The sequence below is a fragment of the Aeoliella sp. genome (genome assembly GCF_965227375.1).
Classification (GTDB): domain Bacteria; phylum Planctomycetota; class Planctomycetia; order Pirellulales; family Lacipirellulaceae; genus Aeoliella.
On sequence record NZ_CBDDFX010000002.1, the window covers coordinates 3,483,086 to 3,497,353 of the forward strand.

Below are 14,268 nucleotides of genomic sequence, written 5' to 3' on the forward strand. Positions count from 1 at the left end.
TTTCTGCTCGCTGTCTTCATACCGCCTTAATCATTGCTGGGTGAAATCTCAATCCACGGGGAGCCACGCAACTAAACCTAGATGGAGAACCTTCGAGATGAGACTGCGCAACGTTGAGATGATTCGATTTGCTTGTGTCGCACTGCTTGCCAGCGGCGTCCTTAGTACTACGAGTTATTCCCAAGTCACGACGACCAGTTTTCAGAACGGACTGAATGGCTACAGCGGTAATTATGTTCGCCGCATCAGTAGTACGCCCGACCGGGACCTGGAAGGTACCGATGTCACTTACTTCTACGTCGACGGGTACAACGCAGCAGGCTCCCCTGATGACCAGGGGTTTATCCGTTTTGACAACATCATCGGCAATGGCCCTGGCCAAATTCCCTCGGGCGCCACAATTCTCGACGCCCAGCTTCGCCTTGTGACCGCCCTGACGGGCAACGCCGATAGTGGGGGTCCGTTTGGAGTAGCTGGTCTAATGCAGCCGTTCGACGCAAGCACTTCGTATTTCGGCAGTTTCAGCAGCACGACCGATTACACGAGCCGCGGTGCATGGTGGCAGGATGGCTCCGCCACGCGGCCGGTAGGCGGGTATGGCCCCACCCTTGAAGGTGATGTCGAACGAGCGCCCATCACGTCGATCGTCCAAGGCTGGGCAGATGGCAGCCTGGCGAACAACGGATTGGTAGTGCAGGCGGGCATGAATGACGCGCTGGCCGAAGATAACGCGGGACACACCACCAACGGTTGGGCATTTCGTTCCACAGGTTTCCCATTTAGTGATGCCCGACCCAAGCTCGAAGTCAGCTACACCACCGAGCCGATCGAAGTCAACACGTTTCAACGCGGCCAGGACGGTTACAACAGTGACACCATGGCCATCGTTCACAGCGGAGACAACGCGCTGATTCCCGACACCGACAATGTCGAGGAACCGGAGATGACCACCGATGGGTCGCTGCTCGATCTGGCGTTTCTCGACGGCGTTTTCTTTGGCCAAGGCGGCACCGACGGCACCACAAGTTCACCAGATCTGTTTGCTCTGATGAAGTTTGGCGACGTTTTTGGCGCTGGAACCGGTCAAGCTCCAACCGATGTGCCTGTCGCCAAAGCGTGGGTGGTCCTGACGACAGGGAACGTCAGTGGTGCAGCCCAAACTGGCGGTCCCTGGGCTGCTTATACCATGCTGCGAGATTGGGATACCACTACGCTTCACTCCGAGTTCGGTGCCGTTAATGGACTGCAAGAAGGCGATGGCGACATCAGCGCCGCCTTGTCGAGTGTCGAAGGTTTCATTCGAGGATCGGAAGCTTGGTTTGATGTGACCGACTACCTCGAAGGCGTTCGCAATGGTGCCGACGACTACGGCGTTGCCATTGTTGCCGATGGTACCGCCGATGGCTGGGAGATCCACGCCAACGGTTCGACGACGCCAGACGCGCGGCCACGCTTGGTTGTGTACTCGGGTGACGTAAATGTCGTTGTTCCCGGCCTGCCCGGCGACTTCAACGATGATGGCAGTGTCAACATCGCCGACTACACGGTCTGGCGCAACAACCTGGGATCCAGCTTTGCACTCAATGGCAATGGGGATGAAACTGGCGGCAGCGCCAACGTTGTCGACGCGGCCGACTACGAGCTGTGGAAGGCCAACTTTGGACAAACCAGCGGGGGTGGAGGAACGGCCCTCGTCCAGGTGCCAGAGCCTTCTAGCGTATTGTTGGGATTGATTTCCCTACTGGGAATGACGCAAATCCGACGCCTACGGAAGTAACGCAAGTCCTCGTGCTTGCGTGGCATACGGCCGGGGTGCAGTGGCAGCGGCGCCCCGGTCGCATGCTTTTTTCAACGGATGACTTGATACAAAGCGAAACACTGGAGTTGGAAGTAGAATAATGACCACCCCACAACACACGGACCACCAACGGGCCTTCACACTAGTAGAACTGCTAGTGGTCATTGCCATCATCGGCATTTTGGTGGCTTTGCTACTTCCCGCCGTGCAATCCGCACGCAGTGCGGCCCGTCGCGTCTCGTGCCAGAACAACATGAAGCAGTTGGGGCTCGCGACGCTCAACTATGAGGATACCACCGGCGAATTGCCGCCGGGGCATTGGGAAGAAACTGTTACCACTTCGAACTCGGGTGGTGGGTTTCCCAGTGTCACCAGAGTTCAGCACAGCACGATATCTTATATTCTGGCCCAGATGGAACAGACCTCGATTTCCGACCAGTGGGACTTTGAACAGACTTGGAACCATAGTGCTGCTGGACAACCGATCGATAATTTGCGATTGAGCCAGACAAGGATCGCTATGGTACAGTGCCCCGAAGTTTCCGAACCCCGCGGCGAATGGCCGGGCGCCACCGACTACACGGTTTGCGAAGACTTGGCCATGGGGAGCACCAACGCAGTTCCCGAACTCATTAACCAAGGTTTGATACAGCCGCGTTCCAATGCCCGTGGGCGGTACGTCAGCATGCTGGGACCTCGTGTGAAGAACAACAAGTTCTCCGCCCCCAAGTTGCGGCACTGCACCGACGGCACATCGCAAACGTTCATGTGGTTTGAAACCGGCGGCAGACCCGTCAGGTACAAGGATGGTGAACCGTATCTAGCGGGCGGCTTTGGTGGGGGCGGCCAGCCTCAAGAGACGCAAGGTGGACATAGCTGGGCCGAGTACGAGAATTGGCATGCCGTCCATAATCGTTGTGGTACGAGCATGATGAACTGCAATAATCACGAAGAGATCTACAGCTTCCATGTTGGGGGCTGCTATTACACCTTCGGTGATGGGTCCGTACGGTTCATCCGAGAAACTGTTGACCCTGACGTGTTCGTCTCGTTATTCACTCGCGATGCACAAGATATCATCGACGAATCAGAATTGTAGCCTAGCTCAATTGTTCTTATGGGTACTCTTACAGGAGACGATTGCTTTCCATGAAGACTAACTTGTGTTTTCTACTTCTTTTCCTGCTGACCACATGCGGCTGTGAGAGCCAGCCCGAAGGTCGTATGAAGGTGTACCGTACTACGGGTAGTGTTACCGTCGATGGCCAGCCCGCAGAGGGAGTGAAAATAGTCCTCTATGGAGCGACCCCCGACTTGACAGGGCCAGGCACCGTGGCGCCTTATGCCGAAACCGACGCGGAGGGCGAGTTTAGCCTTACCTCCTACGAATCCGGAGATGGCGCTCCTGCGGGCAAGTTCAAAGTGACTGCTATTTGGCCCGAACCGGCTCCACCCGACGCGGATGCGGAGTTCTTCGAGCCCAAGGACTTACTTAAGGATAAGTATCTGACCCCCGATTCGACTCCGCTGGAAGCCACCGTGGAAGAAGGCTCCACCACATTGCCGCCTTTCGAACTCACGACTAATTGACTCTCTACCCGCTCGCCAATAGTCATCGGTAACCATGGACCTTGGCGCTCCAGAAGAGCGCAAACAAGAATGCCTTCTTGGCACTGCGGGATGAACCTGGCGCGGAAGTCATTGCCGGGGCACGGTACTCCTCAGCCAAGGCTGGGGCCATCTGATCCGACCAGTGCATTCCACAGTCCCGCACGGCGAACAAGGTCGAGCACCGTGTAACGGCGTCGAATGTAGTAGGCCTTCAGGTGACTGGCGCAAAGCCGCTCGGCGGATATCCCAATTTGTTCCGAATCCGTCGGGCACCCCGCAGCAGACAACATATCCCGAGCTTCCTCGTATGGATAAAGCTGCTGAGTCAGACGACTGCGTAGAGGTTCCCAAACGGCTGACAGCTTTCGTAGTTCGCTTTTTAGCGAGGCTGGCGTTGCGTGTTTCGCGCTGCTCTCCTCCATTGCTTTTCCGACCAAAGCTTCATCGGTGAAGAGACTGCGGATTGTCCTCTCCTCCGCGTTCCAGTCCGGCCACTTGCTAATCGCTTTTTCGACGTCCACCTGATCTAGCGGCCTCGACAACAAAGCGTCGTACAGGCGGATCGAAGCCAAAGATCCTATGCCGACCTTAAACCCGTGGGAAGGCGTTGAGTCATGATGCACATGCTTTTCCATATCCCATAGGTGGCTGAATTGGTGTTCCGCTCCCGACGCAGGACGACTCGTTAGCGCTGTCTGCATCGCGAATCCCGTCATCATCAGTGCGGTCGTGAGGCGGCGTATCGTTTCGGGCTCGCTTCGACTCACTCCTTGGGGGTCTGATAGCCATTGGCGGAGCCGATCCTGAACCATGGCCCATACCGAGATATCCACGGGGTCGACTTCCACTGCTGCGGCCAGCAGCCAATCTGCGCCAGCGGGGCATTTGGCGAACAGGTCGGCGTAACCGGAAGCATTGAGCCACGGTGGCGCCGCCGCAATGATATCAATGTCCGCGACGACCCCAAGCGGCGCAGGGCAGTCGAAGGTCTGCTTTGATCCTCTGTGAGAGATCGAAGCACCGTAGGCCGTGTATCCATCCATCGATGCCGCGGTCGAAACGCACAAGTAACGGCAACTGGCGCGATGTGACGCCAGTTTCACGATGTCGTTGATCGTACCGGCGCCAACGGCAACTGGAATGGCTCCGGAAGCCTCAATGCACTTTTGGGCTTGATTGACGTAGGACGACTCAGCATAGAGGCCATCCGCCGGAAACACATGCGTCGTGATCGGAATGCCCGACTGGGAAAGGAGCGACTCGGCCTGTTCGCCGGCGGCGGCGTGCGTGTTGGCGTCGCAGATAACGATCGCTGCTTGCTTTGGGAACAGGGAGCGAAATACCGATCCCAATTCACGAAGCGCGCCGGACCCAAGTGCCAGATGCTTCGTGTCGCGCGCTGACTGCAGGGCCTTTGCAACCAGCAACTGATCGGTTCGGTCATCGGTCATCGCTGCAGTGCTCCCGACTTCGCCTCATAGTTAGCCGTGCGTCGCCTTCACTGGTAATTTCGAGAAGATCAGCGATACGGCAAGTTCTCTCCTGGGTCTGTCCCCGCCTCACCAGATCTGAATTTATGCAAGAAGGGGTTGCAACCCGACTAGCATGAATTTATATTCAGAATGGTTATTCCGCCTCACAGCTTATCAAACTGGACTTTCGCTTGGAAGCAATGACCCCGTAGTCGCGAGGGTAAACTTGTCCTCTTCCACAAAAGCTGCGGCCGCCGCTTACAGCGATGACCAACTCATCGTCGCTGCGCGTATGTACTTCATCGACGAGATGTCGCAGGCTGAGGTTGGCAAGACACTCGGCGTCTCGCAGGCCAAGGTCTCGCGCATGCTTGGCCTGGCTCGCCAGCAAGGCATCGTCCAGATCAAGGTGCCCGACTACAATCCGCGCGACAATGCCCTTGAGGATGCGCTCACCCAACGCTTTGGGCTTAAGGCCGCTATCGTGATTCGGCGGATCGAATCTCAGTCGATCGACGACTTGCGTAATACAATCGGGTACTTCGCAGCGCCAGAGGTAGCCACTTGGATATCTCCAGGCGCGACGGTGGCAATTGCGGGTGGGAGGACGCTTCAAGCACTTGCCCATCGGATGCAGCCATCCCAGGCTGCCAAGAACGTCTCCATTGTGCAGGCGATGGGAAGCATTGATGAGACATCTGGTAGCTATGACGCCTTGGAAATTGGGCGCAAGCTCGCTTCTCGTTGGTCGGGCTCATTCGTCGCGCTGAATACGCCGGCGATTGTAAAAGACCCCAACGTATGCCGACATCTTCTGGAAGTAGAGCAGATCAAGAACGTGCTGGAAGTTCTCAAGAAGTCAACCGTCGCGTTTGTCGGCATTGGCACTTTGCACAATTCGCTATTCCGTGAACGAAATGCCCTGACGGAGTCCGACATCGCGAAGTTGCTGGAAGCCGGCGCTGTGGGAGAAGTGGTTGGCCGTTTCTATGACGCCAATGGGGGCGAATGCGACACGCCTCTCCGAAGTCGCGTCATTGGAATTGGGCTCGGAGAACTGCAGCGCATGGACCTAGTGGCTGGAATCGTCGCGGGAAGCGACCGAACCGAGGCCCTGCTGGCGGCGCTGCGTGGACGCATTCTCAATGCACTTGTCATCGACGATGCAGCGGCAACCTCCTTACTGGAATCAAGTCCCTAGCCTATCAAGGACAGTCGAGTTGCACGGGAGCTTTCGGCCATCTCATCTGACACTCCATTGTTGCTGACCGCATTCACCAAGTCACCGATTCGAAAACTAAGACACACAAACAATGGCAAGTGTTGATAACGTCAAACATATCGCGCTCGACATGGACGGAACGATCTACCTTGGGGGTGCCTTGTTCCCCAGTACGATTCCGTTTCTAGACACACTTGATGACCTGGGAATTGAGTTCAGTTTCATTACCAACAACAATTCACGAAGTCGGGCTGCCTACGCGTCACGTCTTCGAAGCATGGGGATCCACATCGCTCCCAAACAGGTCTATACATCGGCGCACGCGACCATTCACTACCTGCAAGAGACTTGGCCCGATGTGAAGCGCCTGTTTGTGGTTGGCACCAGTGATTTGAAGGCGGAATTCACCGACGCGGGGTTTGCGTGCGTCGACGATGAACCCGAGGCCGTCGTGGTCGGATTTGATACTGCGATCGACTACGACCGCCTGTCGCGCACCGCCTATTGGATCTCTCAATCTCTGCCCTATATCGCCACCCACCCCGATCGTGTTTGCCCAACCGACCAACCGATCGTGTTGCCCGACTGTGGCGCATTCTGTGCACTTTTGGAATCGGCAACCGGCCGGCAGCCCGACGCAATCCCCGGCAAACCAAATGCGCTGATGCTTCAAGGGGTACAGCAGGCAGGAGGGCTCTCGCCACATGAAATCGCCGTGGTTGGCGACCGCCTTTACACGGATGTGCGAATGGCCCGCGACGCAGGTGCACTTGCGGTGCTAACGTTGACTGGCGAGACAACGGAGGACGATTTGTCGGCGGAACCGCCACATCGTCGTCCCGACCTGGTGATAACCGGACTCGACTCATTGGCAGAACAGCTACAGCGGTCGCATGCCCAAAGAAAGGCGAGCAAGTTCGTATGATTGGATCGCTGCTCAAGGGCATAAAAGACTGGTATGCTCCGCCTGCTTATCGACCACGGCTCCCGCCCGACGAAGTAAGTCGTCAATACCGCGGTTACCGCTGGCGGGCGATGGAGTCGACCTTCATTGGCTACGCATCATTTTACTTGGTGCGAAACAATCTGGGGATTGTCGCCAAAGACGTCGAAGGAACGCTGCTCTACAGCAAGTCGATGATTGGCGACATACTGGCAATCACTGCCATTAGCTATGGAATTGCGAAGTTCCTGATGGGCTCGCTCTCCGATCGTAGCGATCCGCGGAAGTTCATGGCCACAGGATTGCTACTGTCGGCGATACTCAACTTCGCTTTCGGGGGCACCGAGAGTTACTATGTCCACTTGGTATTGTGGTCGATGAACGGTTTCGTTCAAGGCATGGGCTGGCCCCCTTGCGGACGTGTAATGGGGCATTGGTTTAGCGAGTCGGAGCGTGGCTATACCTTCAGCATTTGGAATACATCGCACAATCTTGGAGGTGCCATTGCAGGAGTACTCGCTGCCGAAGCTGTGAGTCGTTTCGGGGGGTGGCAGTACGCCTTCTATGTGCCTGGAGCGATAGCCGCGGTCGGCGCGATTTACCTGTTCGTAAGATTGCGTGATACACCACAATCGGTCGGATTGCCGCCCATCGAAGAGTATCGAAACGACTACCCAGCCAATCAGTCACCCGATGATTTGGAACGCGAACTGTCGACGCGAGAGTTGTTTGTCGACAAGGTGCTCGCCAACAAGTTTGTCTGGCTCCTAGCGTTTGCAAACTTCTTTGCTTATATCACACGTTATAGCATGCTCGACTGGGGGCCGACTTACCTTCGCGAAATCAAGGGAGCCGACATCAGCCAGGCAGCTTGGGCCATCTCGGGACTTGAGCTGGCCGGCATTCCATCCACGATTTTCTTGGGCTGGATTTCCGACAAGCTTGGTGGACGACGTGGTATGGTAGCCGCGCTGTCGATGATACCTATTGTTGTGGCCTTTGCTGCGATTCCCTTCGTACCACCTGGCTACCTGTGGGTGGATGTCTGCTTGCTGGGCGTAGTAGGCTTCTTTATCTATCCCGTGATCAACCTTATTGTCATTGCGGCTCTGGATGTCGTGTCTAAGAAGGCCATCGGAACGGCCGCCGGCTTCATCGGCCTCTTCGGCTACATCGGCCGGACCGTACAGGCCAAGGGATTTGGCTGGGGCGTCGACACCTATACCGAGTCGTATAGCAAGCTAACAGCCTGGAATGGTGTGCTCGCAGTTATTGTCGTATCGGGAATCATCTCTGCGGTACTACTTGCACTGACGTGGAATGTTCGTACTCGAGAGTAGCGTGTTGAAATGGAGTTACGTCAGGCATACCCAAGGGCTACCGTTGCTGGGGTCAAGTTATGCATCCGCAGTTTGATCCTGCATTGCCAACTCGACATGCATAATTATGCGTCAGGAAGTGTGCCATGAAATAAACGGAGAAACTGGAGAAATAACACGAAATTAACTGTAAGTTGGTAGGCCGAGTTGTTACGATCATTCACACGAATTTCGATCAAGCTCAACAACAAAACTTTGTTGAGCAATCGACAAATGCGATTCAGCAACCCGCATCGTCTTATTGACGACTTGTATATGTGAAACCAGTGCAGCGATTTTATATTCTATGCGGTGGAGAAGCGGCAACTTGGAAGACTGTGTAGAGGTTTTCTGGCTAGCTCAATTTGAGATGCTGGTCAGTCATACTTTTGATTCACAATCGTGAAGGGAGAACTCGCGACCAATGAACAAGATCTTTCTACGTTGGAGCACGGCGGCAGCAATTGCCGGAGGCGTTTTTCTTTCTTGTGGGCCCGCTGCCCTAGCTGAGTCGACCCCGTTGCAGGATGGGCTAGTTAGCTACTGGTCTCTGTCCGAAGGTTCTGGAACAGAGGCTGGCGATACAGCGGCCAGTGGCGCGGTTGCCGACAATGGCACTCTTCGAGAATCGCCTGCTTGGGTCAACGGCATCTTCAATTCCGGTCTGCAATTCACGGGCACTGAGGACGTGTTGATCCCGAACAGTGTTGACATGGACCTGGGAAGCAACGCAGTAACCCTGTCGGCTTGGGTCAAACTCGATAAACTGCCCGCGGATATTTCCGGATCCTTTGCTGGTATTCTTGATTCGCAGGCTGACAACTACATCATGTACCTAGACAAGGGGAATAACGAACTGAGGTTCAAGGTCACCGACGCAAATGGCACATCTACCAGTGCCCACCCTGGCATTCCTGCAGCGATGCTGGACACCACCGACTGGCATCATGTCATGGGTGTTTACGATGGATCTGCAGGATCAGTAAAGATCTACTACGATGGCGTCCTGGCCGATATCGCCTCGCTTCCCACAACGGTTGGAACTGTCCGATCCGGTCAGGTGACTTCACTGGGAGCACAACCGACCACCGCCGATCCGTATACTGCAAGCAACTTCTACGAGGGTGGCATTTCAGATGTGGCCTTGTGGACGAGATCGCTTGGCGAAGCGGAGGCCGAGTACTTGTATAACGGCGGCACGGGCAACGCAGTAGGTGCAGCGAATCCCTCGATTGATGCAGTCGCACCGCTTGCCGCGACAAAGCCAACCGCCCAACCCGTGATTTACTATGCCATGGATGGCGACCTAACAAACCAAGGTACTGGAGGTGCCGCGCTCAACGGCGTGTTTCACGATGGACCAGGCATGGCGGGGCCACAGTTTGCCACTACCAATCACGGTCAGGGGTTAGATTTGTCCTCCAACCCGGAGGCGACTAGCTCAACATCAGGAAACGAAGACGTTGGGCAGTATGTTTCGGTCGATTACACTTTGCCCGATCAGGGAACGATTGAACTCCGTTTTTCTTCGGAAAGCTCGTACAATTTTCAGTCACTCTGGGCGAATTCGGTACACTCCAATGCTTGGGAGTCATGGGTCTACGGAAACCAGCGACTCGCTGCCCGAGGTAACAATGCAGCAAACGCTGCAAATCTCGATTTCCTACTGACACTAGTTGGCGGTATCGAAGAGAACCACCACATCGCTTTCACTTGGGAGCGATCGGGCGACACGATGGATGCCAGTTTATACATCGATGGAGTCCTGCGCGAAGTTTCAACGGAAAACTGGCTGGCCCCCGGTTCGACCTTCTACCTTGGTGGCGGTCCAGGCAACCATCTGGGTAAGGGTGTATATGACGAGTTTCGAATCTACGATGTTCCGCTGAACGACAGCGAGATCCTCTACCTTACCCAAGTCCCAGAACCAAGCAGCGTGCTGTTAGTGGCTTTGTTGGCAGCGTTAGGTGGTGTCTCGCACGGCCGTCGAAGAGCATGCTGATTGCTCGAAAGGAACTGAGGGATTGGTCGTTTCGTTGCGGTCATTGGCCACGTCCGCCATTGCTATATCAACCGTATCTTCGGAGTTCTTCTTATGAGGCGTGATCTGGTGCGTGGAATAACCTTGGCACTTGTCGTCGGGATGGGGCTAGTGTGGTCAGGAACAGCCAGTCGGTCATTGGCCGTGCCCTTGCAAGACGGACTGATAAGCTACTGGCCGCTCAACGAAGGGTCTGGCACTACCGCAATGGATAATGGCCCAGCAGGGAGCGTGGCGGACCATGGGGAAGTGAGGAACAGTCCCACCTGGATTGCTGGCCAGTTCGGAGCTGGATTGCAATTCAACGGTGTTGATCAGGACGTACTGATACCGGCCAGCACCGATATGGATCTCAACTCTAGCGGTGTGACTCTCTCTGCTTGGGTGAAGCTCGATCAACTGCCAGCCGATATCGCCGGTGGTTTTTCTGGCATCTACGATTCGAGCCCTGATAACTATGTAGTGTATCTGGACAAGGGCAACAACGAGCTGCGATTCAAAGCAACAACATCGGGAGGCAGTGCCGAACGCCCTGGCATTCCGGCCAAGGACCTTGATACGACGGGTTGGCACCATGTCATGGGTGTGTTTGACGGCATCAAGGGATCCAACGAAATCTACTTCAATGGTCAATTGATCGACAGGCACTCCGCCATCGGGCTGGTCGATGTTGTACGTGCAGGCCAGATTGCAAGTATCGGCAGCCAACCCGGCGTGGATCCCCCCAATGAACCGTCGAGCCTTTTTCAAGGAGGCATCTCCGATGTAGCCGTTTGGAATCGCGCGCTCGGCAAAGCCGAGGCCGAATACCTCTACAACAGTGGCACCGGAAACGCCGTTGGCACGGCGAATCCCAATATCGCCCCGGCCTCGCCCCTAACCCCCGTTCAACCAGCGGCGCAGCCCGTAGTCTACTTTGATTTCAACGGGAGCCTGTCGAACCAAGGTACTGGTGGATCCGGTTACGACGCCACATTGAATGATGTGGCCGGCAGAAACGACACGCTCTACACCACTACGACTTTCGGGCAGGGTCTCAGTCTGATTGAGAATCCACTATCGACCTCTTCGGACACGGACCCCGGCGACTATCTTTCCGTGGACTACATGCTCGCCGAATCGGGTACGATCGCCATGCGCGTGGCAATCGACAAGCTTTACAACTTCCAGACACTGTGGGCCAATTCCTCACAAGCGAACGACTGGGAGGGTTGGATCTATGAAGATGGGCGTTTTGCCGCACGCGCGGACCGTGGCGCCGCTCGGCTCGAGTACAACGTATTCCTGTTCGACGATTCACTGGCTGAGCATCACTATGCTTACACCTGGGAGCGAGATGGCGATACCTTGGTAGCTTCGATTTACATCGATGGCGAATTCCAAGGGCAGTCCATCGGTCCTTGGCGGGATCCTGGTGAGACTTTTTACCTCGGAGGTGGCCCAGGCAACCACCTCGGAAGTTCGATCTTCGACGAGGTTCGCATTTATGAATCGGCGCTCAGTGAAGCAGAGATCCTGTATCTTTCGATGAACGCCCCTGAGACAACCGCTCTGGTGGGGGATTACAACGGAGATGGGACCGTTAATTTGGCTGACTATACGGTGTGGCGGAACACTCTAGGTAGCAACGTGGCGGCGGGTTCCGGCGCCGATGGGAGTGGCAATGGAGTGGTGGGTGCCGAAGACTACACGTTCTGGAAGACAAACTTCGGTAACTCGTCTGGCGCAAGCGCACTAAGCAATGCTGTGGTTCCCGAGCCGGCTTCGTATGTACTTTTGCTTGTAACATCCGTTGGAATGCTGGTGTGCTCTTCGCGGAAGCGAGGATAAGTCACTGGCTGTTAGACAACGAAGTTCGTTGTGGAGTTGGCTACCTAAGGGGAATCGAAGAGAGTTTCGGAACGCGATCTATGCACAGATGTAGTCTATTGGCAAGGGCCTTGGTTCTTCTCTTGTTGGGCATTGCATTGCCACGGATGATGATGCCCGTCCAGGCTGCTTCAGTACCTCTGCATAATGGGTTGCTGAGCTATTGGGCGCTTGATGAGAAAGCGGGTAGTACGGCCTTCGACTCGGCGCCAGGTGGGGTGGTTTCTGACAGCGGCTCACTGCGAAACGGACCATCTTGGATCGACGGCATCTTTGGTGCCGGCGTGCAGCTCAACGGAACAAACCAGGATATTCTGATTCCGAATAGCCTCGATATGGACATCGGCACGAGCGCCGTCTCGATTTCCGCTTGGGTAAAGTTGGATCAGTTGCCAGCAGATATTTCGGGGTCGTTTTCGGGTATTTTCGATTCCCAACCTGACAACTACGTTCTTTACCTCGACAAAGGCAACGACGAACTGCGCTTCAAGGTCACCACCACTGCCGGCGGCGCCGCCCGGCCAGGCGTACCTGCTTCGCTGCTCAATACCACTGAATGGCTGCATGTGATGGGAGTCTACGGTGGTGAAGGTGAAGCCCGCATCTACTACAACGGCGAACTTGCTGGAGCGCTTTCGGCGTCAGGACTGACGGCCAACGTGCGTTCGGGGCAAGTCGCTGGCATTGGCTCCCAAGTGACCGCGGGTGCGCCTCACTCGTCGAGCAGCCTCTTCAAAGGGGCAATTGCCGATATGGGAGTTTGGAACCGAGCATTGGGTTTGGCAGAAGCCCGGTATCTGTACAACGAAGGGGCAGGTAACGCGATAGGTGCTGCCAATCCCGCCATCGAGCCAATCCTGCCCGATCCTCCAGACAACCCTTCCATTATTGTCGAAGCCCATCGGGGCAATTCGGTGGCAGCCCCGGAGAATACGCTATCTGCCATCATCGCCGCAGCCGGATTCGCCGACTATGTCGAGTTCGATGTCCGCGTTACACGCGATAACCGGTTGGTCCTCATGCACGATGGTTCACTCAATCGCACGACCAACGGCTCGGGTTCGGTTGATAGTCGCGACTACGTGGGCTACATCGATGGCCTCGATGCCGGTAGTTGGTTCTCATCCGAGTTCACGGGTGAAGTTGTCCCAACTATGACCGAGGCGGTCCAAACCACCTTTGCTCACGGCATGACACCGCTTATCGAACGTAAGGCCGGTAGTGCTGCGGCCTACGTGGATGAACTCAATGGGTTGGGAGTATTGGACGAGTCGGTCATCATCGCATTCGACTGGGATTTCCTCGAGGATGTCCGCGCTCTCAACAGCGAAGTAAAGCTGGGCGGTCTGGGAAGTGGGTCGCTCACGGCTTCTACCGTCAGCAATGCTGTGAACGCAGGCCTAGATTTCATTGACTGGGGCGACGGCGGATCGATTAGCGAATCGACAGTGGCCATGGTTCACGCGGCGGGTCTGGAATTGCATGTCTGGACCGTCAATAGCCTGACTCGCATGCAGGAGTTAATCGACCTCGGGGTTGATGGCATCACGACCGATGCTCCTGAGACATTGCGGTCCATTGTGCCCTTTCCTTCCATACCAGGCGACTACAACGGCGATGGCAATGTCAACCTGGCTGATTACACCGTTTGGAGAAACTCGCTCGGGAGCACCGTCCCAGCCGGCACTGGTGCCGATGGCACTGGTGATGGGCTGATTGACACCCAGGACTACACGCATTGGAAGTCGAATTTCAGCTTCTCCTCTGCTGGCGTTGCAACTTCGCTTGGCGTTCCCGAGCCGACAGGGCTGAGTGTCTTGTTGGTAGGGAGTGTGGTAGGTCTGTCAATCCTTCGTCGCCCACAGACTCGATCGTCACGCGTAAATGCGGAACTGATGGTTTTACACAGTCAATGAATCATTGTTGTATAGCAAGACTTCCTGGTAGCCTATTA

10 protein-coding genes are annotated in these 14,268 nt (G+C 55.7%); 9 read left to right on the plus strand and 1 reads right to left on the minus strand.

Annotated elements, in window-relative coordinates; genetic code table 11:
* Window positions 1-97: 97 nt before the first annotated feature.
* The 3 genes from ACQK2L_RS26775 to ACQK2L_RS26785 all read left to right on the plus strand — a co-directional run bounded on the left by ACQK2L_RS26775 (window position 98) and on the right by ACQK2L_RS26785 (window position 3,388).
* Entirely contained in the window at window positions 98-1,777 is a 1,680-nt protein-coding gene (locus ACQK2L_RS26775) for a DNRLRE domain-containing protein (RefSeq protein ID WP_425400115.1), read from the plus strand.
* A 121-nt stretch (window positions 1,778-1,898) separates the two neighbouring features.
* Window positions 1,899-2,897, plus strand: coding sequence for a DUF1559 domain-containing protein (locus ACQK2L_RS26780; protein ID WP_425400116.1), 999 nt, complete (start codon window positions 1,899-1,901; stop codon window positions 2,895-2,897).
* Window positions 2,898-2,947: 50 nt separating this feature from the next.
* Window positions 2,948-3,388, plus strand: coding sequence for a hypothetical protein (locus ACQK2L_RS26785; protein ID WP_425400117.1), 441 nt, complete (start codon window positions 2,948-2,950; stop codon window positions 3,386-3,388).
* Between the two features lie 131 nt (window positions 3,389-3,519).
* Here ACQK2L_RS26785 and ACQK2L_RS26790 read toward each other — a convergent pair whose 3' ends face one another.
* A complete protein-coding gene (locus tag ACQK2L_RS26790) occupies window positions 3,520-4,860 on the minus strand; it encodes a sn-glycerol-1-phosphate dehydrogenase (RefSeq protein ID WP_425400118.1) in 1,341 nt (446 codons plus the stop codon).
* Between the two features lie 247 nt (window positions 4,861-5,107).
* Here ACQK2L_RS26790 and ACQK2L_RS26795 point away from each other — a divergent pair, with 247 nt between their 5' ends.
* From ACQK2L_RS26795 to ACQK2L_RS26820, 6 genes are all read left to right on the plus strand, one after another.
* Window positions 5,108-6,082, plus strand: a complete 975-nt coding sequence (locus ACQK2L_RS26795) for a sugar-binding transcriptional regulator (RefSeq protein ID WP_425400119.1) — start codon at window positions 5,108-5,110, stop codon at window positions 6,080-6,082.
* A 112-nt stretch (window positions 6,083-6,194) separates the two neighbouring features.
* Window positions 6,195-7,028 (plus strand): HAD-IIA family hydrolase, encoded by an 834-nt coding sequence (locus ACQK2L_RS26800; protein WP_425400120.1) that lies wholly within the window; start codon window positions 6,195-6,197, stop codon window positions 7,026-7,028.
* On the plus strand, window positions 7,025-8,386 hold the full coding sequence (locus ACQK2L_RS26805; RefSeq protein ID WP_425400121.1) for an MFS transporter: 1,362 nt from the start codon (window positions 7,025-7,027) through the stop codon (window positions 8,384-8,386). The genes ACQK2L_RS26800 and ACQK2L_RS26805 overlap by 4 nt, the downstream gene beginning before the upstream one ends.
* A gap of 442 nt (window positions 8,387-8,828) precedes the next feature.
* Complete coding sequence (locus ACQK2L_RS26810; protein ID WP_425400122.1) at window positions 8,829-10,406, plus strand: LamG-like jellyroll fold domain-containing protein; 1,578 nt, start codon at window positions 8,829-8,831, stop codon at window positions 10,404-10,406.
* Between the two features lie 246 nt (window positions 10,407-10,652).
* Window positions 10,653-12,275 carry a LamG-like jellyroll fold domain-containing protein gene (locus ACQK2L_RS26815; RefSeq protein WP_425400123.1) on the plus strand — a complete coding sequence of 541 codons (1,623 nt, stop codon included), beginning with the start codon at window positions 10,653-10,655 and terminating at the stop codon, window positions 12,273-12,275.
* Window positions 12,276-12,421: 146 nt separating this feature from the next.
* Window positions 12,422-14,230, plus strand: a complete 1,809-nt coding sequence (locus ACQK2L_RS26820; protein WP_425400124.1) for a glycerophosphodiester phosphodiesterase family protein — start codon at window positions 12,422-12,424, stop codon at window positions 14,228-14,230.
* Window positions 14,231-14,268 lie beyond the last annotated feature (38 nt).